This window comes from Congregibacter litoralis KT71 (assembly GCF_000153125.2).
GTDB lineage: Bacteria > Pseudomonadota > Gammaproteobacteria > Pseudomonadales > Halieaceae > Congregibacter > Congregibacter litoralis.
The window spans coordinates 3,325,281-3,342,064 of record NZ_CM002299.1 but is presented as its reverse complement, the minus strand read 5'-3'; the positions used below and the strand labels follow the sequence as shown (position 1 = coordinate 3,342,064).

The 16,784-nt window shown below is 61.0% G+C and carries 17 protein-coding genes; 4 read left to right on the top strand and 13 right to left on the bottom strand.

The genetic code is table 11. The features are described 5' to 3' along the window. Window positions 1-6 precede the first annotated feature (6 nt). The gene (locus KT71_RS15230) at window positions 7-3,951 is read left to right on the top strand and encodes a YhdP family phospholipid transporter (RefSeq protein WP_008294468.1); all 3,945 of its coding nucleotides are present in this window, start codon (window positions 7-9) and stop codon (window positions 3,949-3,951) included. Here the strand turns inward: KT71_RS15230 and yjgA are convergent. The 13 genes from yjgA to KT71_RS15165 form a co-directional block, all read right to left on the bottom strand. After that, window positions 3,902-4,453 carry a ribosome biogenesis factor YjgA gene (gene yjgA / locus KT71_RS15225; RefSeq protein ID WP_008294470.1) on the bottom strand — a complete coding sequence of 184 codons (552 nt, stop codon included), beginning with the start codon at window positions 4,451-4,453 and terminating at the stop codon, window positions 3,902-3,904. The two genes, KT71_RS15230 and yjgA, sit on opposite strands and share 50 nt — an antisense overlap. Then, on the bottom strand, window positions 4,446-5,798 hold the full coding sequence (gene mgtE, locus KT71_RS15220; protein WP_008294471.1) for a magnesium transporter: 1,353 nt from the start codon (window positions 5,796-5,798) through the stop codon (window positions 4,446-4,448). Before mgtE ends, yjgA begins: the two co-directional genes overlap by 8 nt. Continuing rightward, the gene (locus tag KT71_RS15215; RefSeq protein ID WP_008294472.1) at window positions 5,795-6,064 is read right to left on the bottom strand and encodes an HPr family phosphocarrier protein; all 270 of its coding nucleotides are present in this window, start codon (window positions 6,062-6,064) and stop codon (window positions 5,795-5,797) included. Before KT71_RS15215 ends, mgtE begins: the two co-directional genes overlap by 4 nt. Window positions 6,065-6,072: 8 nt before the next feature. Further along, a complete protein-coding gene (rapZ, locus tag KT71_RS15210) occupies window positions 6,073-6,927 on the bottom strand; it encodes an RNase adapter RapZ (protein WP_008294473.1) in 855 nt (284 codons plus the stop codon). Next, complete coding sequence (locus tag KT71_RS15205) at window positions 6,927-7,436, bottom strand: PTS sugar transporter subunit IIA (protein WP_023660151.1); 510 nt, start codon at window positions 7,434-7,436, stop codon at window positions 6,927-6,929. The genes rapZ and KT71_RS15205 overlap by 1 nt, the downstream gene beginning before the upstream one ends. 26 nt (window positions 7,437-7,462) lie before the next feature. After that, window positions 7,463-7,750, bottom strand: a complete 288-nt coding sequence (gene hpf, locus KT71_RS15200) for a ribosome hibernation-promoting factor, HPF/YfiA family (protein WP_008294475.1) — start codon at window positions 7,748-7,750, stop codon at window positions 7,463-7,465. A gap of 136 nt (window positions 7,751-7,886) precedes the next feature. Next, window positions 7,887-9,368 carry an RNA polymerase factor sigma-54 gene (locus KT71_RS15195; RefSeq protein WP_008294477.1) on the bottom strand — a complete coding sequence of 494 codons (1,482 nt, stop codon included), beginning with the start codon at window positions 9,366-9,368 and terminating at the stop codon, window positions 7,887-7,889. A 347-nt stretch (window positions 9,369-9,715) separates the two neighbouring features. Next, window positions 9,716-10,441, bottom strand: coding sequence for an LPS export ABC transporter ATP-binding protein (lptB, locus tag KT71_RS15190; RefSeq protein WP_008294478.1), 726 nt, complete (start codon window positions 10,439-10,441; stop codon window positions 9,716-9,718). Continuing rightward, entirely contained in the window at window positions 10,419-11,138 is a 720-nt protein-coding gene (lptA, locus tag KT71_RS20925) for a lipopolysaccharide transport periplasmic protein LptA (protein ID WP_008294479.1), read from the bottom strand. Before lptA ends, lptB begins: the two co-directional genes overlap by 23 nt. After that, window positions 11,122-11,700, bottom strand: coding sequence for an LPS export ABC transporter periplasmic protein LptC (lptC, locus tag KT71_RS15180; protein WP_008294480.1), 579 nt, complete (start codon window positions 11,698-11,700; stop codon window positions 11,122-11,124). The genes lptA and lptC overlap by 17 nt, the downstream gene beginning before the upstream one ends. Then, window positions 11,697-12,212 (bottom strand): KdsC family phosphatase, encoded by a 516-nt coding sequence (locus KT71_RS15175; protein WP_008294481.1) that lies wholly within the window; start codon window positions 12,210-12,212, stop codon window positions 11,697-11,699. Before KT71_RS15175 ends, lptC begins: the two co-directional genes overlap by 4 nt. Further along, the gene (locus tag KT71_RS15170) at window positions 12,209-13,186 is read right to left on the bottom strand and encodes a KpsF/GutQ family sugar-phosphate isomerase (RefSeq protein ID WP_008294482.1); all 978 of its coding nucleotides are present in this window, start codon (window positions 13,184-13,186) and stop codon (window positions 12,209-12,211) included. Before KT71_RS15170 ends, KT71_RS15175 begins: the two co-directional genes overlap by 4 nt. A 6-nt stretch (window positions 13,187-13,192) precedes the next feature. Continuing rightward, window positions 13,193-14,173 (bottom strand): calcium/sodium antiporter, encoded by a 981-nt coding sequence (locus KT71_RS15165; protein ID WP_008294483.1) that lies wholly within the window; start codon window positions 14,171-14,173, stop codon window positions 13,193-13,195. 230 nt (window positions 14,174-14,403) lie between these two features. Between KT71_RS15165 and KT71_RS15160 the strand changes: the two genes are divergently transcribed. The 3 genes from KT71_RS15160 to murA all read left to right on the top strand — a co-directional run bounded on the left by KT71_RS15160 (window position 14,404) and on the right by murA (window position 16,782). Further along, on the top strand, window positions 14,404-15,105 hold the full coding sequence (locus KT71_RS15160) for an MlaC/ttg2D family ABC transporter substrate-binding protein (protein WP_008294484.1): 702 nt from the start codon (window positions 14,404-14,406) through the stop codon (window positions 15,103-15,105). Between the two features lie 156 nt (window positions 15,106-15,261). After that, window positions 15,262-15,504: a BolA family protein gene (locus KT71_RS15155; protein WP_008294485.1), complete on the top strand. Its 243-nt coding sequence runs from the start codon at window positions 15,262-15,264 to the stop codon at window positions 15,502-15,504. Window positions 15,505-15,519: 15 nt separating this feature from the next. Then, complete coding sequence (gene murA / locus KT71_RS15150; RefSeq protein ID WP_008294486.1) at window positions 15,520-16,782, top strand: UDP-N-acetylglucosamine 1-carboxyvinyltransferase; 1,263 nt, start codon at window positions 15,520-15,522, stop codon at window positions 16,780-16,782. The last annotated feature ends 2 nt before the right edge of the window (window positions 16,783-16,784 follow it).

Sequence of the window (16,784 nt, the reverse complement as noted above, 5' to 3'; positions counted from 1 at the left end):
TTGACGATGAGCGAGAGCCCGCACAGCGAAAGTCTGCCCCTTCGGGGGTTTCATGCTCTGGCGCCCTGGGCCTGGCGTCTGCTTGTGCTCCTGGTGGTGCTCCTGGCGATCTACGTTGCCGCGGGCCGTTTTCTCATGCAGCAAATGCCGGCGCTTCGCGATCCGGTGCTGGAACTGATCAACCGTCAACTGCCCTTCACCGTGTCCGTGGACAGCCTGTCGGGAGGCTGGAACGCTTTCAGCCCGGAGCTCAGTTTCACCGAGCTGCGGATCACGCAGGACGACCCGACTGTGCCTCCTGTCGCCATTGGGCGCGGGTCTCTGCGTCTCGATATCCCCGGCAGTTTACTCGCGGGATCCCTGCAGTTGTCACGCCTGGATGTGGCGGGGCTGACCTTGGATGCGCGGCTCACGCAGGAGGGTGCCATCGAGGTTGTGGGCTTTGTCCCCCGCGACGGCGTGCTCAAGGCCTGGTTGGAGGATTTTCTCCCCAATGTTCAACGGGTGGCCCTGGCAGAAAATCAGCTCAACCTCCTTACCTCCGGAGATCGCGTAGCCCTGGCGGTGAACCTGCTTCTCGAGCGCGAAGGCAACGCCCGCAGGCTTCACGGCATCATCGAGGGCGAGAGTATCGCTTTGAGCGTGAACGCTGAGGGCGTAGGCAGTCCTCTGCGGCCCCTGTCCTGGACCGGTGATGTCTTCGTGGATGCCAAGAGCAGTGACCTCGCTGCACTCAGTGCTTTTTGGGATACCCTGGATTTGCCTTTCCGTCTCGCGGGGTCTGCCAGTGCGCAGTTCTGGCTGACCCGGGTTGCCGGTGATTCCACGGCGAAGATGCGCTGGGACGGTGCTGCCTTGCAGTTGGATGAGCTCAATGGTGGCTGGTCATTGCCTCTGGACGCTCTGTCCTTTGAAGCGGCCCTTGAGCAACGCGCTCGGCACTGGAGCTTGCTGACGGAGGATTTTCATATCGAGCGCGCCGGTCAGGCCCTGGATCTGGACCGGGCGCAATTTGATTGGTGGGGACAGGCGCTGCGCATCCGTGCCAGCGATCTGGGCCTCGCGGCGCTGCCCACCCTCCTCGCGGCCGCGCCGGGAATGCCCCAGGGATTGCGGGATGTGTTGCCGACTCTTGCGCCAACAGGAACTCTCAGCGTGGTGGAGTTGCGCCTGGACGATCTTTCGGATCCCGCCAACAGCTGGCAGTTACGCAGTGCCGTGGACGACTTGAGCGTGGAGAGCTGGCGCAACACGCCGGCCCTCACGGGGGTGACGGGCTATCTGAAGCTGGCGCCGGGTGGGGGGCAGTTAAACCTCGACGCCGACGAATTCAGCATGCATTACCCATCCCTGTATGCCGAGCCGCTTCGTTACAGCGACGCTCTGGGTAACGTATACCTGGCCTGGGATGAGGCGGGCCTGCACATTGACAGCGGGCTGATGCAACTCATCGGGGACGAAGGGCAGGCGAATGGTCTTTTTTCCGTGGACATTCCCTTTCAGGAACGCGTCACGGGGGTGGAGCTTGAGTTGCTCATCGGACTTGAGGATTCCGTGGTGCAGGAGCGGGGCAAGTATCTGCCCATGACGCTCCCGGGTCCCCTGCTGGGCTGGCTGGATCGCAGCATCGTGGCGGGCACGGTAGAGCGCGCGGGTTTTATCTGGCGGGGCAGCACCCGTCGGCGCAACTATCCACACATGACGGTGCAGTTGTTTGTGGATGCCAGCGACGCGACCCTCACCTATGATCCGGCGTGGCCGCCGCTGACGGATGTGCAGGCCACGGTATGGGTTGATGATGGCAGGACCTGGGGGAGGGCTCCCAGGGCCCGGAGTGAGGGAGCGGAGCTCTCGGACCTGATGGTTCGCGTTTTGCCCCAGTCAGCGGGCGTTTTACTGGATGTTAACGGTCATGTATCCGGGCCGGCGACGGCCGCGGGTGTCCTTCTGCGTGATTCCCCCCTGCGCGATGTGACCAATGGTGTTTTTGAGGATTGGGGATTCTCGGGATCCATGGAGGGCGATCTTGCACTCACCCTGCCCATTGGCAGTGAGGCAGGGCAGGCCAATGTCGATCTGTCCCTGGCGCTTGTTGATGCCTCCGCGGCGATAGACCAGCTGCAGCTCACCGTCTCCGATGTGGAAGGCATACTGCGCTATCGAACGGATCAGGGTTTTCTGGGAAGCGAATTGGCCGGTCAGGCCCTGGGTGGCAACCTCGTTCTGAGTACCCTCGACGGTATCGCCTCCGCGGACAGCAGCACCGAGCAAAGTGCTGAGAATCCCGGGCCGGGTATAGACCTGGCATTGACCGGTGAGTTCGACACCGGGGCCGTGGCGCCCTGGTTAAAACAGCCGCTCCTGGGCTTTACCTCGGGGGACACCGCCTTCACCGGTGAGCTCCGCCTGAGCGATAAAGACAATCCGCGTTTTATCTTACGTTCAGAGTTATTGGGCGCAGCCTTTGACGCGCCGCAACCTTTTGAGAAAGTTGCGGATCAGCCGCTACCGCTGGTTCTTTCCATTCCGCTGGAAGCCGACCCGGTGATGTCCGTCTCTCTGGGTGAGCGATTGGCAATCGCACTGCAGCTCGAGGAAGGGGGCCTGTCCAGGTTCGCCGCCAGGGTGGGCGGCGAAGCAGCGGTCCTGAACAGCTGTGAGCAGCGGTTCTGTCTCAGCGGTACCGTGTCTGCCCTGGATATCACCCAGTGGGCTGATTTTTATCGTCGCTACGGTGCGATGGCCTCTGCCGACATACCGGATGAACCCCCGGAAGCCGAGACCCTGGCCGTCCTTGAGTCCGACGCGTCTATCGCCGAAGAAGAAGCCGGTGCTCCCCTCAGCTATGACATCGATTCATTGGAAGTGGGCGAGCTGCGTCTCGCTACGCGGAGTTTTGGGCGGGCCCGGATAGACCTATGGGGCGAGGAGACGCTCTGGCAGGGTGCCATTGAATCTCAGCTGGTGCAGGGCAGCCTTACCCGCGAGGGCGGGGAGCTTTGGCTGCTTTTGGAGCATCTGGATCTGGAAAGCTTTGGTGAGGGAGAGCCCATCGCCCTGGCGCAGGTGCGGGCCACGATGCCCAGTATGCGGGTTGACGTCCTGGAGCTGCGCAACGAAGGAAGGATGTTGGGTGGGCTGGGGTTTGATCTGGATACGGATCAGTCTGACGGGGCCGTCTATGCCACGGACATCTCTGGTGAGCTCTGGGGCCTGGCGCTGGATGATCCCCAGCCCGGCATGCTGCGCTGGTTTAACAGTGAGGATGGCGAGGTGACCGCCCTGGAGATCGATGCCAGTTATGGAGATCTCGGCGGGGTGATGAGCGCCGCAGGCTTTAGCCCCACCCTGGAGTCGGAATCGGGTTCCCTGTCTCTGCGGCTACAGTGGCCCGGTCCGCCGTCTGCCTACGCGGTGGTCGATGCCGAGGGCTCCGTGGCGCTGGCGGCGCGTAACGGACGTCTTCTCGAGTCAGGACCCGGGGCACTTTCCATGATCAGTTTTCTGAATTTTGCCGAGATACTTCGAGGCCTTAGCCTCAGTCACATGTTCGAGTCAGGCATACCCTTTGTCACGGCCAGCACAGAGCTGTTTCTTCAGCGGGGCACGCTTGAGGTGGCGGATCTGCAGATTGATGGCGCGGCGAGCGCTTTCGCCTTTACGGGCGTCAGCGATCTGGAGTCGGGCAGTATCGATGGTGAACTGCTGGTGACCCTGCCCGTCGCCAACAACCTGCCCTGGGTGGCGGCCCTGGCCGCTGGCCCTGCCGTGGCAGCGGGCGTGTTTGTGGTGAGTAAGGTCTTTGAAAAACAGGTCAACCGCATGTCCTCGGCGGTCTATGAGGTCTCGGGTCCCATGGAGACGCCCACGGTGACTTTCAGCCGTCTCTTTGACGACAAACTCACGCCTCGGAGTGAAGCTCCCGAAGATAGCGAAAAAGGCGACGGCTAGCGGCGGGTGCTTTCTGTGCAACGGCCTCCCTTTGGGCTTCACGAATCAGTTGTCGGAGGTGTTGGCGGTCGGCTTCGGGATGTTTTTCAAGGACTGGCCCCAGGGCCTTGTCGCCGTCGCTGATGAGCGTGTCCCGCAGGGCTTCCAGGCCCTTGAACACCAGGGTTTCCTGCTTCCGCGATTGATAAAGGGCATCCAGCGCCCCCTGCAGCGGCTCGGGATCAATGCGACGCATCAGCTTGCCAATGTACTGCCGGTGGCGTCGTAAGGCGCTGTGGTGTTTGATGCGCGCGGTCTCTGCGATGGCTGCCAGGAGGTCCTCGTCCTCGATGGGGATCTGCTCGAGTTCCCGGGCACTGAGCTCGCAAAGAGCCTCTCCCAACTCCTGGCGCGCGGTCATTTCCCGCTTCATGGCGGATTTACTGGGACCGTCAAACTCTTCGTCGGTCGCGATCCCGAAATCGTCTACGGGTTTTTTCTTGCCGCGTTTCGGTTTAGGCATAAAACACCGTGGCCAGACCCAGAAAGGACATAAAGCCTACAACATCCGTGACCGTCGTGAGGACCACACCTCCGGCCAGGGCGGGGTCGATGTTCAGGCGCTGCAATAGCAGAGGTAGCACGGCGCCCGTGATACCTGCGGTGATCAGATTGATGACGATGGCGAGGGCGATGACCAGGCCCAGGGTGTTGTCATCAAACCAGAGGGCGGCGGCCACGGCGACCACCAGTGCCCAGAGGACACCATTGAGGGCGGCGGAGGCAAACTCCCGGCTGATCAGCCAGCGGGCGTTGCTGCGATTGATCTGTCCTACGGCGAGGGCGCGCACGAGTACCGTCAGCGTCTGCGTGCCGGCTATACCGCCCATGGACGCGACGATGGGCATAAGCACGGCCAGGGCAACAACCTTTTCGATGGTGCCCTGGAACATATTAATCACGGAGGACGCAATAAACGCTGTCAGAAGATTAATACCCAGCCACAGCGCCCGACGCCTCGCGGTTTTAATGGCCGGTGCGAAGGTGTCGTCATCCTCATCCAGGCCCGCCATGGACATGAAGGAGTGGTCACCATCTTCGCGGATAACATCCACCACATCGTCAATGGTGATTCGCCCCACAACGAGACCGTCGCCATCGACCACGGGGGCAGAGACCCAGTCGTTGCGCTCAAACAGCCGCGCCACCTCGCTGTCGGGCATGTCCGTGTGGAGGGGTTTGCGCTTGGTGAGCATGAGTTCCCGCACGGAGCAGCCGGGGTCGGATACCAGGAGCGTGCGCACGGGCAGGAGTCCGATGTAATGATCGTCGCGACTGACCACGATGAGCGTATCCGTCATCTCCGGTATTTCTTCGTGGCGCCGGAGAAAACGCAGGACCACGTCAAGGGTCACATCCGCGCGAATGGAAATGGTGTCGGTGTTCATGAGGCCACCGGCGGTGTCCTCGTCGTAAACCATCACCCGCTCGAGACGGGAGCGGTCCTGCTCATCCATCTCATCCAGCACCTGCTGGGTGAAGGCCTCGGGGAGCTGCTGCAGAATATCCGCGACGTCGTCGTCGTCCAGCTCTTCCGTTATCTGGGCGACCTGATCCGGTCCCATGCTCTGGAGAAAATCGAGTTTGAGCTCTTCTCCCAGCTCGTTGAGCACCTCGGCTTCCTGGGAACCCTCCAGCAGCTGCCAGAGCACATGGCGGTACCGCGGCGGTGAGGATTCGAGGATATGGGCGACCTCGCCGGGTTCCATGACTCGAATGAGCCGGCGAACATCGGCCAGGGTGCCGCTCTCCAAAGCCCGGGAAACGCTATCCCGGGAGCGCTTCTGATCTTCCTGCAGGGTGTTCATTCGCCTTCGCCGAAGTAGTCGTTCACAAGGGCATGTATCGCCTCCGTGGCCGCGGCCTCATCGTCACCATCGACGCGGAGGGCCAGGGTGCTGCCCTGGCCCGCGGCCAGCATCATCACGGACATGATGCTCTTGCCGTCCACCCACTCTCCACCCTTACCGACCTGAATCCTGCTTCCAAAGCGGCTGGCACAGCTGACAAATTTGGCAGCGGCGCGGGCGTGAAGCCCCAGCTTATTGATGATATTGAGCTCGCTCTCGATCATGGCGCTGCCTACTGGAGCTCCCGATGGCGAAGCTGAAGTTGCGCGAGTTGGCCCTGAAAATGGTTATAAAGGCGCCTGGCCATATACACCGAGCGATGCTGGCCGCCTGTGCAGCCCAGAGCGACGGTGAGGTAGCTGCGACTGCTCTTCTGGTAGGCGGGCACCCAGCGTTCGATAAAACCCGCAATATCCTGAAACAGCTGCCCGGTAATATCGTGGTCCTCAAGGTAGGCGACAACGTCAGGATCTTCGCCGGTTTTCCGGCGCAGCTCGGTTGACCAGTGAGGGTTTGGAAGCAGTCGTAGATCAAAAATCAGGTCCGCATCGCCGGGTACGCCCCGCTTGAAACCAAAGGACTGAAAGAGGATGGCCATCTCCTCTGCTTCGGAGCCCACCAGTCTCTGGCGGATGGCATCCCGAAGCTCATAGATGGTCATGGTCCGGGTATCGAGGGTGAGGGTTGCCTGCGCGGCCAAAGGTTCCAGAAGTTCACTTTCATAGCGTATGGCCTCGGCCAACGGTAGTTTCTGGTTGGTCAGGGGGTGGCGTCGCCGGGTCTCGCTGAAACGCTTGATCAGGGTGGCTTCATCGGCGTCCAGATAAAGAATCCGCGGCTGCACCGACTCCGGCAGGGAGGCCAGGGCAGCATTAAAGCCCTGAAGGTCACGAAAAGCGTTGCGCGCGTCAATGCACACGGCAATGCCCCGAAACTGTTCCGGGAGGCCCGGTCCCGTCTCCCGCACAAGGGCGGGGAGGAGGGAAGCGGGGAGGTTGTCGATGGCGTAAAAACCCTCGTCCTCCAGCTGGTGCAGGGCGGTACTCTTCCCGGATCCCGAACGACCACTGATGATGATCAGGTCCACTAGGCGCTGCCTGCGGTCCAGTTTGTCGCCGTGTTAAACAGCTCTTCGTTGCTGCCGCAGTGGCGAAGGGCCTCCCGGAAGTCCGCCTGGGAGAAAAGCCGCGCCAGATCTGCGAGAAGGTTTAAATGCTCCTGGGTCGCCTCGCTGGGTACCACCAGGGCAAAGAGAAGATCCACATCTTCATCATCCGGCGCATCAAAGTCCGCACCGCTGGACAGGGTCAGGAGCACGCCGCAGGGCGTCTCACAGTCCCTGAGACGGCAGTGAGGTATCGCGATGCCATTGCCCAGAGCGGTGCTTCCCAGTTTTTCCCGTGCCAGCATGCCGGCGACCAGCTCATCCGGGTGGAACTCATCCCGGTCACTCCCCAGTACCTCCGCAACCAGGTCAAAGAGGTGCTTCTTGCTGCCCCCGGGTATGCGGCACAGGCTGCGTGCCGGCGTGAGCAGATCGCTGACGCTGTTGGCGGCGTGGGGTGTTTCCGGGCTCATGGTCGGGATTGCTGACATGGGTAATTCAAAAAGCTCCCTGGCGTTTAGTGGGGTCGGTTCTTTTCCTTGTGCTTGATCAGCTGTCGATCAAGCTTGTCCACAAGGGCATCAATGGCGGCATACATATCTTCCGAGTCAGCGGAGGCAAACAGATCCTTGCCGGCGATATGCACCGTGGCCTCTGCTGTCTGTACCATTTTCTCCACGATGAGTGTCACCTCGGACTTGCTGATCTGACTGTAGTGCCGCTGCAAACGTTCGAACTTTGCTTCTACGTACTCCCGCAGGGCATCGGTGACTTCGACGTGGTGTCCGCTGATTACTATTTGCATGCGCTTCTCCTTTTTCTTTCTTTCCGCTGGGTGTTTTGCAACGTTCTTGTCTTTCTGTCGTTGGATCTTTCCTTGAATCGATCTTTATACGGCTTGGCGAGCGTCACGCCGCAGCGCGCAGGGGCTACCGCCATGTTTATACAAGCCGCTTGCGCTCGTTGGACGGTGGAATGGTGAGGCTATCCCGGTACTTGGCGATGGTCCGCCGGGCGACCTGAATGCCCTGACCCTCGAGTAGTTCCGCAAGCTTGCTGTCGGAGAGCGGTTTGCGGGGATTTTCCGCGGCCACGAGTTTTCGGATGAGAGCACGAATGGCCGTGGAGGAGCAGGCGCCACCACTGGTGGTGGCCACATGACTGGAAAAAAAGTATTTGAGTTCAAAGATGCCCCGCGGCGTGTGCATATATTTACGCGTCGTTACACGGGATATGGTCGATTCATGCATTTCCACGGCCTCCGCGATGTCGTGCAATACCAGGGGCTTCATGGCCTCTTCCCCGTACTCCAGGAAGTTCCGCTGGCGCCTCACTATTTCTGTAGACACCTTCATCATGGTTTCGTTTCGACTCTGGAGACTTTTCAGAAACCATTTGGCCTCCTGAAGATTGTCCCGAAGGTAGCTGTTATCAGCGCTGTTGTCGGCGCGCTTGATCATGCCGGCGTAGTAGTCGTTGATCCGCAGTCGCGGCGCGGTGTCGGGGTTCAGCTCTACCACCCAGCGGCCCTCCTTGCGGCTGACATAGACATCGGGAACGATGTACTCCGTATCGTCGTCCCCAAACTGCTTGCCGGGCAGAGGGTCCAGGGAGCGCACGAGAGTCAGGACGCCGCGAAGATCATCTTCCGAAAGTTTCATACGGCGCATGATCTGTGCGTAGTCGCCGCTGCTCAGTTGATTGATGTGACGGTTGATCAAAATCTTTGCCTGATCCAGCCAGGGTGTCTGGGGATCGAGCTGTTTGAGCTGCAACTGCAGGCATTCCTGCAGGTCCCGGGCGAACACTCCCACGGGCTCAAACTGCTGGAGGGCGTGGAGGACGGCGGTGACCTCCTCTTTTTCGATCTCAAGTTCCGGCGGGAAAAGTTCAAGAAGATCTTCGACGCTGCTATTGAACCTGCCGTTGGCATCCGTGGCATCGATGATGGCCAGGGCCACGATGCGGTCACTGTCGGACAGGCGGGTGAGATTGAGCTGCCACCGCAAGTGATCCTGCAGACTCTCGCTGCCCCGGTTGCGGCTGTCGAAGTCAAAGTCCTCACCGGCACCTTCGGATGGGGGAGGTGCGCTCGAGGGAAGGATGTCCTCCCACTGCGTATCCACGGGCAGGTCTTCGGGCATGTTCGCCTCGAATTCTCCCTCGGCGGAGGCTTCGTCGACGTTGGCGCTCCGTTCAGGGTTGTCCATGGGGCCTTCGTGATTGCCGGAGTCTTCGCGGTCGGGTTTTTCCGGGGTATCGGCTTGCTCCTCTTCCACCTCGAGCATGGGGTTTTCCTGCAGCGCCTGTTCGATTTCCTGCTGTAAATCGAGGGTGCTCAGTTGCAACAGCCGAATAGCCTGCTGCAACTGCGGTGTCATCGTCAGCTGGTGACCGAGCTTGAGATGTAGTCCCTGCTTCATAGCGCGTCAGTCCTGCCCTATTGCGCTACGCACCGATGGTCTTGTGCCATCTGGGTGCGCTCTTACGCGCGCTCTGACCCGATTCGGGCCCGCGCGCATCCCCACGGTGAGACAGTGCATTGCTGTCCAATAGACCTGAGTGTAGGCCTGCACCGAGGTCCGTGCAACGCCTTGGCTCGCTTATTGCATTATGGTAATGAAAAATAATGAAACGTGGTGGAAGAATAGTGCAGATTGCTTGAGGGCAGTGGAGGGCAGTGGAGGGCAGTGGAGGGCAGTGGAGGGCAGTGGAGGGCAGTGGAGGGTAGCCGGATGGGTAACGCCCAGCGGCATAGCGCACCGGGCAGCTAGAGGCGAAAATTCTCGCCGAGATAGGTCTTGCGCACCTTGGCGTTTTCTAGAACGTCCTGAGGGCTGCCCTGGGCAATGATGTGGCCCTCGCCCACAATAAATGCGGTTTCGCAGATATCCAGTGTTTCCCGCACATTGTGGTCCGTAATCAGAACACCGATGCCCCGGGTCTGGAGGTGGCGGATGATGTTCTTGATGTCGCCCACAGAGATGGGGTCCACGCCGGCAAAGGGTTCATCCAGGAGAATGAACTTGGGCTCCATGGCCAGAGCCCGGGCAATCTCTACGCGACGGCGTTCGCCGCCGGAAAGTGCCTGACCAAGGCTGTCCCGGAGATGGCCGACATGAAACTCCTCAAGGAGCTCGTCGCGGCGCGTCCGGCGCTCCGCACGGCTCAGGTCTTTGCGGGTTTCCAGAATAGAGAGGATATTGTCGCCAACGCTCATGCGGCGGAAGATGGAGGCTTCCTGAGGCAGGTAACCGATACCGCGGCGGGCCCGCTCGTGCATGGGCAGGGCGGTAATACTTTCATCGTCAATCAGAATGTCACCGCCGTCCGAGGCCACGATGCCCACGATCATGTAGAAGCAGGTGGTTTTTCCCGCACCATTGGGGCCCAGGAGTCCCACGACCTGGGCGCTCTGTACCTCAATACTCACGTCCTTGACGACGGCCCGGCCACGGTAGGCTTTTGCAAGACTACGGGCTGTCAGGGTCGCCATCGACGCCTCCCCGGGGATTCTGCCCACTCTCGCCCGGCCCGGGCTCGCTTGCCGGTGCTTCGCTGTTCTTATCGTTGCTGTCCTTTTTATCGCCAGAGTTGTCGTCACCGTCGCGGGTCTCCGCTTCGATGACCGCGGCGGGGATAATGACCTGCACCCGTCCACTGGCATCTTCCGGGGCCGCGTCGGCGCGGACGCGCTGCTCGGCCATGAAGTAGTCGATGGAATCGCCGCTCACCACGGCGCCGTCCTGCTCGATGACCGCGGCTTCTCGCAGTTGCACCCACTCGCGGGACTTCTCGTACACAATGCGGCCGGCGCTTGCGGTGACGAACCCCTTGTCGATCTCCGGCTGCTGGCGCAGGGTCGCGGGCTCACCGACAGCGATGATGCGATCGGCGGCCTCACTGTCGTGAAATATCGTGATCTTGTCCGCACGGATGTGCAGGCTGCCCTGCTTCATGACCACGTCGCCGCTGTACACGGTGAACCCCGCGCGCTCATCCCGCACGGCGCGGGCAGCGGTGATTTCAATGGACTGCAAACGATCTTCGGGGAGCGCCAACGCAGGGTAAGAGCCCAAGGCGCCGATGATCATGGCACAGCGCGCCAGGATAGCGCAGAGCCTGCGCAGCAGCACGGCGTACCCCTGCCGGGCGGTCGAGGATTCGACTTTTACGTCAGCTTTGGGGGACATAGACCGTCCTGACAGCGCCGCTGAGAGACGCGACCTGGGCCCTTAGGTTGATGTAGATCTGGTCTGCCACGGTTTCGTTGTCACCCTGCCAGATGCGCACACTGGCGGTGCTTCGCGCGGCCTGTTTGGGCATGTTGATGATCATGCGTTCCGTGAGAAATTGCACGTTCTCTACGTCGTATTGGAGCCGCACGTCGCCGTTCAGCACCAGGACTTCAGTCTCCTCGCGCAGCTGCCCCTCCCGGGCGTTAGCCACCCACTCGCCGTCGGTGCTGTAGTTGTGCCGTTTGGGTTCATCGAGTTCGACGATGCCCTCACCGGGAAAGCGTCGCAGATTCAACGCTTCGGTGCTGCCCTGACGGACGCCATGGACATCGAAGTCATCAACGGCAACCTGCGTGGCATAACTCTCGGGCACACGCGCAGGGACCATGGGGGCCACACTTTCTTTGATGAGCGTCGGCGAGGGCGAAAGGGTGGTGTACACCAGCAGCGCCGCCGACAGGAGTAGGGGAATGGACAGTCGTTTTCGGACCCGACGACGCCCCTTGGTAGCGGTCATTCGAAGGCGGCTTCGGCGGCATGGAGCTGGCCGCGGGCGCTGAGGAGTGTTTCGCAGGCCTCGCGAACCGCGCCATGCCCCCCCGGTTGTTTTGACTGCCAGTCGGCCGCCTTGAGGAGGGCGTCGCTGGCATCGGCGACCGTCAGGCCCAGGCCTGCGGCCCGCACCGCCCCGAGGTCGGGAAGATCGTCTCCCATGTAGGCGCACTCGCTGAGCTTCAGTCTCCGCGCTTCAGATAACTCTTTTAGAGCTGAGAGCTTGTCCTCGCGTCCCTGAATAATGGTTTCTATGCCCAGTTCTCTTGCGCGGCGGTCAACGATATGGGACTGCCGTCCGGTGATAATGGCGACTTCGACGCCTGCGCCCTGAAGGAGTTTGATTCCCAGGCCATCTTTGATATTGAAAGACTTCAGCTCCTCACCGTCATTGCCGTAGGTAATGCGGCCATCGGTCAGCACGCCGTCGACGTCCAGGGCGAGCAACTTTATGCTCCGGGCCGTTGCGGGATTCATGCAATACCCGCCTCTAGCAAAGCGAGAAGGTTGACCACGCCCGCGATCTCCTGCTGCTCATCCAGCACCACGAGGGCGCTGATATGACGCTCTTCCATAATGCGCAGGGCCTCCGCGGCGAGCATGCCCGTGTGTACCGTGGCCGGGGAGCGGGTCATGATGTCGCCGATACGCGTGCCCTTGATATCCACCTGCTCATCCAGGGCCCGTCGCAGGTCGCCGTCTGTAAATACGCCAAGGAGCCGGTCGCTGTCCGCGGCGACGACGGTGGTCATGCCCAGGCCTTTGGCACTGATTTCCAGAAGTGCATCGGACAGGGGCGTCGCTTCCGAAACCTTCGGAATACCTTCTCCCTGGCGCATCACATCATCAATTTTCAGCAGCAGCTTGCGCCCCAGGGCGCCGCCGGGGTGGGAAAAAGCAAAGTCCTCTGCGGTGAACCCCCGGGCCTCCAGTAGTGCGATGGCCAGGGCATCGCCCATGACCAAAGCCGTGGTCGTGCTGGAGGTGGGGGCGAGATCCAGGGGGCAGGCCTCCACGGCGACGCCGGTATTAATATGGGCATCAGATGCCTTGGCCAGAGCCGAATCCGGCGCGCCCGTCATGCTGATCAAAGGGATGCCCAAACGCTTGAGCAGGGGGATGAGCATCAGCACTTCGGGGGTGGTTCCACTGTTGGACAAGGCGATAACGCAATCGTCGGCGGTAATCATGCCCATATCGCCGTGGCTCGCTTCGCCCGGGTGCACAAAAAACGCCGGCGTGCCCGTGCTCGCGAGGGTGGCGGCTATTTTTCCGCCCACATGACCGGATTTGCCCATGCCCGTGACGACCGTGCGACCTGGCACCTTGAGAATGAGCTCGCAGGCGCGCTCAAACTCTTCACCCACGCGGGCCTCGAGAGCCGCAACGGCCTCGACTTCCATACGGATGGTGCGCTGTGCTGAGAGCAGGTAGCGGGCAGGATCGGTCATATCAGTCTACAAGCTGGTGTAAAGCCCGTAATAGTACAGCGCATAACCCAGGCAGAACAGCGTGCCCACGGCCCGGCCCAGGTAAGAGTATCCGGGTTTTGCACGGCTCGATCGAAGACCGTGATAGGCGGCAGCTGCCATAAGGATAGTGGCGATACACATGGCACCGTAGTCACGGAAAAGAAAGTTATGGGGCAATTGCTCCGGCGCCAGCAATCCCGGCATGGCCATGACGGCAAGGAGGTTAAACAGGTTGGAACCCACGATGTTACCAATGGCAATCTCTGCGTGTCCGCGAAGGGCGCTGGCCAGGGTGGCTGCCAGCTCGGGCAGGCTCGTGCCCACGGCCACAATGGTCAGCCCGATCACCAGCTCAGGTACGCCAAACTGCGTCGCGATGGCGCTGGCGCCCCACACCAGCGCTTTTGAGCTACCCACCAGCAGGACCAGACCGATGGCAAAGGAAATCCAGGCTTTAGCGGGACCGTGATGGGGCAGATCTTCGTCTTCGGCCTCCGCATCTTCGGCGACCTCGGGGTCGCGAATCTGGGATCGGATCATCTGCGCCAGAATGAGGACCAGCGCGGTGATCATCAGTATGGCGTCGCTTCTTTCCAGCTCCACATCCAGGAGAAGCAGGCCCGTGCCGGCGGTCACCACCAGGAGCGTGGGGAGCTCTGATCGCATGCAGCCGGGATGCACCTGAATCGGCACCACCAATATGGTGATACCCAGAACGAGGCCGATGTTGGCAATGTTTGAACCCACAGCGTTGCCGATCGCCAGGCCCCCGGAGCCGGCAAGGGCCGCGGTGATAGAAACGAGAATCTCCGGCGCCGAAGTGCCCAGGGATACGATGGTGAGGCCGATGATTACCGGCGACATGCCGAGATTGCCGGCAATGGAGGCAGCGCCGGCCACAAACAGATCGGCGCTCCACATCAACACGGCAAAGGCGACGAGAATTGTCAGCAGAGGTATCAGCATGGGGTCCTGAGGCTCAGCTTACGCGCCATAGGTCCCGGGCTTCAAGGAAGCTCGCCGCGGGGAAAAGCTGTGAAAGTTGAACCTGCAGGGTGTCGATGCTGTCATACGAGTCAGAGAGAAGAGTGACAAAAGCGTGTACACTTTTCGCCCAATTTTGGCTCGGTCCAAGTTGAGGGTCGCCGAGTATAACCGCTCTGATCATTCAGGCCAGCAGTCTTAAGGAAAGGAACATGGTTTTGCGCAGCAAATGGACACATTCGATCACGGCGGCCTTTGCGCTGTTGACGGGGCTTCTCATGCTGTCCCTCGCGCCGTCCCTCCATGCCCAGGACGATGAAGCGGCTGCAGGTAAAACCGCCAGGCAAACGCTGCGGGAAACCACGGACAAAGTGCTGGCAGTGATTGAAGAGGCAAGATCCTATGTGGACGAGGACACGGAGCGCTATTACCAGGCCGTGCACGAGGTCCTCGATCCCATCGTTGACTTTCGGGGCTTTGCCCGGGGTGTCATGGGTGAATATGCCACGGGGGCCCGCTACCGCAGCCTGGACGAAGCGGGTCGGGATAAGCTTCGGGATCAGCTGGAGCGTTTCACGGAAACCATGCGCGTGGGTCTGGTAAGGACCTACAGCAAGGGCCTCCTTGCTTTTGGTGGATCCCGCGTGGAGCTTGATGACAGCCCCGATGCCGGTGATTCCGCGGATCGGGCCATGCTCAAGCAGCTCATTTACAGTGATGAAGCACAGCCTTACGTCGTGGTGTATTTCATGGCACGGGATAAATCCGGCGACTGGAAAATGCGCAATCTCGTGGTGGAGAACGTCAACCTCGGTCAGATTTACCGCAGTCAGTTTGAGTCCGCCGCCCGCCGTTACGACGGCGATCTTGACCAGGTCATCGCAAACTGGACTGTAGAAGACGCAACGGACTAGCGCCGGCGCCCGGATATGCTGCTCAGGGGGATTGTTCGGCCTTACGCTGCCGCGAGGCGGTGATCGCGTGTCCCTCGGGCTTTTTTCGCCGCTTTCCCCTACAATCCCCACCCTTTTTTTATCAGTCACCCGGTTGCCGGGAACAGGAGACTCACAGTGGATGCCAAAACTGTCGAAGCGATGGTCCGGGAGGCCCTGGTGGATGCGACGGTGAGCGTTGAGGGCGCTGGCGCGAACTACGACATTACCGTGGTGAGCGATGCCTTTGCGGACATGCGGGCTGTGCGCAGGCAGCAGACGGTCTACGCTGCGATTAACCAGGCCATTGCGTCGGGGAGTATTCACGCAGTGAACATCCGCGCGTTGACGCCGGCAGAGTGGGAGTCCGAGGGCGCCTGAGCGCGCTCCCAGACCATGGACAAGCTCCTCATCAAAGGTGGTGCACGGCTCGAAGGTGAGCTGCGGATTTCCGGCGCCAAAAACGCGGCGCTGCCGATTCTTGCCGCCACGCTGCTGTCGGACGAACTCGTCACCATCGGCAATCTTCCTCATCTGCACGATATCACCACGATGATCGAACTCCTGGGGTGCATGGGTGTGGGCCTGACCATCGACGAGAAGATGAGCATTGAGGTCGACGCCAGCACCCTCAGCGACTGCTCGGCGCCCTACGAACTGGTCAAGACCATGCGTGCGTCGATCCTGGTGTTGGGTCCCATGGTGGCGCGTTTCGGCAAGGCCAGGGTGTCCTTTCCCGGTGGCTGCGCCATTGGCAGTCGCCCCGTCGATCTGCATCTGCGCGGGCTTGAGGCCATGGGCGCGACCATCGAAGTGGAAGGCGGATACATCAATGCCACCGTCGATGGACGTCTCAAGGGCGCGCACATCGTGATGGAGACCGTGACCGTCGGCGGCACGGAAAATCTCATGATGGCCGCGGCTATCGCAGAGGGGCAGACCGTTCTCGAGAACGCGGCCCGGGAGCCGGAGGTGGTGGATCTGGCGAAATGCCTCATTGCCATGGGCGCCCGCATCACGGGGCACGGTACGGACCGTATGGTCATTGACGGTGTGGAGAAGCTTCACGGTTGTCATTTTGATGTCATGCCGGATCGCATCGAAGCCGGCACTTATCTGGTGGCCGCGGCGGCGACGGGCGGCAAGCTCCATCTTCGCGAGGCGCGGGCCGAGCATCTGGAGGTTGTGCTCCAGAAGCTGGAGGAGGCGGGCGCCGATATCAGCTGTGGAGAGGACTGGATCACCCTGGATATGCACGGGCGGCGTCCGAAAGCGGTGAGTATCCGTACGGCCCCCTACCCGGGTTTCCCTACGGATATGCAGGCGCAGTTTACCGCGATGAATGCCATTGCCGAGGGCACCGCGACGGTTACGGAGACGGTGTTCGAGAACCGTCTCATCCAAACCCATGAGATGAACCGTATGGGTGCCAGGATCACTATTGAAGGCAACACGGCGATTATTGTCGGGCAGGCGTCCCTCGCGGGAGCGCCGGTGATGGCGACGGATCTGCGTGCCTCGGCCAGTCTTGTGATCGCGGGGATGGTGGCGACGGGGGAGACCCTTATCGATCGCATTTATCACATCGACCGCGGCTACGAGTGTATCGAAGAAAAGCTTCAGGCTCTGGGCGCCGATATCCGGCGGATTGTGGACTAAGG

Coding starts and splice junctions, on each gene's coding strand:
- lptC (WP_008294480.1), bottom strand. CDS start 11,700: ATGACCGCTACCAAGGGGCGTCGTCGGGTCCGAAAACGACTGTCCATT.
- KT71_RS15175 (WP_008294481.1), bottom strand. CDS start 12,212: ATGAATCCCGCAACGGCCCGGAGCATAAAGTTGCTCGCCCTGGACGTC.
- KT71_RS15215 (WP_008294472.1), bottom strand. CDS start 6,064: ATGATCGAGAGCGAGCTCAATATCATCAATAAGCTGGGGCTTCACGCC.
- KT71_RS15205 (WP_023660151.1), bottom strand. CDS start 7,436: ATGTCAGCAATCCCGACCATGAGCCCGGAAACACCCCACGCCGCCAAC.
- mgtE (WP_008294471.1), bottom strand. CDS start 5,798: ATGAACACCCTGCAGGAAGATCAGAAGCGCTCCCGGGATAGCGTTTCC.
- KT71_RS15230 (WP_008294468.1), top strand. CDS start 7: ATGAGCGAGAGCCCGCACAGCGAAAGTCTGCCCCTTCGGGGGTTTCAT.
- KT71_RS15170 (WP_008294482.1), bottom strand. CDS start 13,186: ATGACCGATCCTGCCCGCTACCTGCTCTCAGCACAGCGCACCATCCGT.
- lptB (WP_008294478.1), bottom strand. CDS start 10,441: ATGGCGACCCTGACAGCCCGTAGTCTTGCAAAAGCCTACCGTGGCCGG.
- murA (WP_008294486.1), top strand. CDS start 15,520: ATGGACAAGCTCCTCATCAAAGGTGGTGCACGGCTCGAAGGTGAGCTG.
- yjgA (WP_008294470.1), bottom strand. CDS start 4,453: ATGCCTAAACCGAAACGCGGCAAGAAAAAACCCGTAGACGATTTCGGG.
- KT71_RS15165 (WP_008294483.1), bottom strand. CDS start 14,173: ATGCTGATACCTCTGCTGACAATTCTCGTCGCCTTTGCCGTGTTGATG.
- lptA (WP_008294479.1), bottom strand. CDS start 11,138: ATGTCCCCCAAAGCTGACGTAAAAGTCGAATCCTCGACCGCCCGGCAG.
- KT71_RS15160 (WP_008294484.1), top strand. CDS start 14,404: ATGGTTTTGCGCAGCAAATGGACACATTCGATCACGGCGGCCTTTGCG.
- KT71_RS15195 (WP_008294477.1), bottom strand. CDS start 9,368: ATGAAGCAGGGACTACATCTCAAGCTCGGTCACCAGCTGACGATGACA.
- hpf (WP_008294475.1), bottom strand. CDS start 7,750: ATGCAAATAGTAATCAGCGGACACCACGTCGAAGTCACCGATGCCCTG.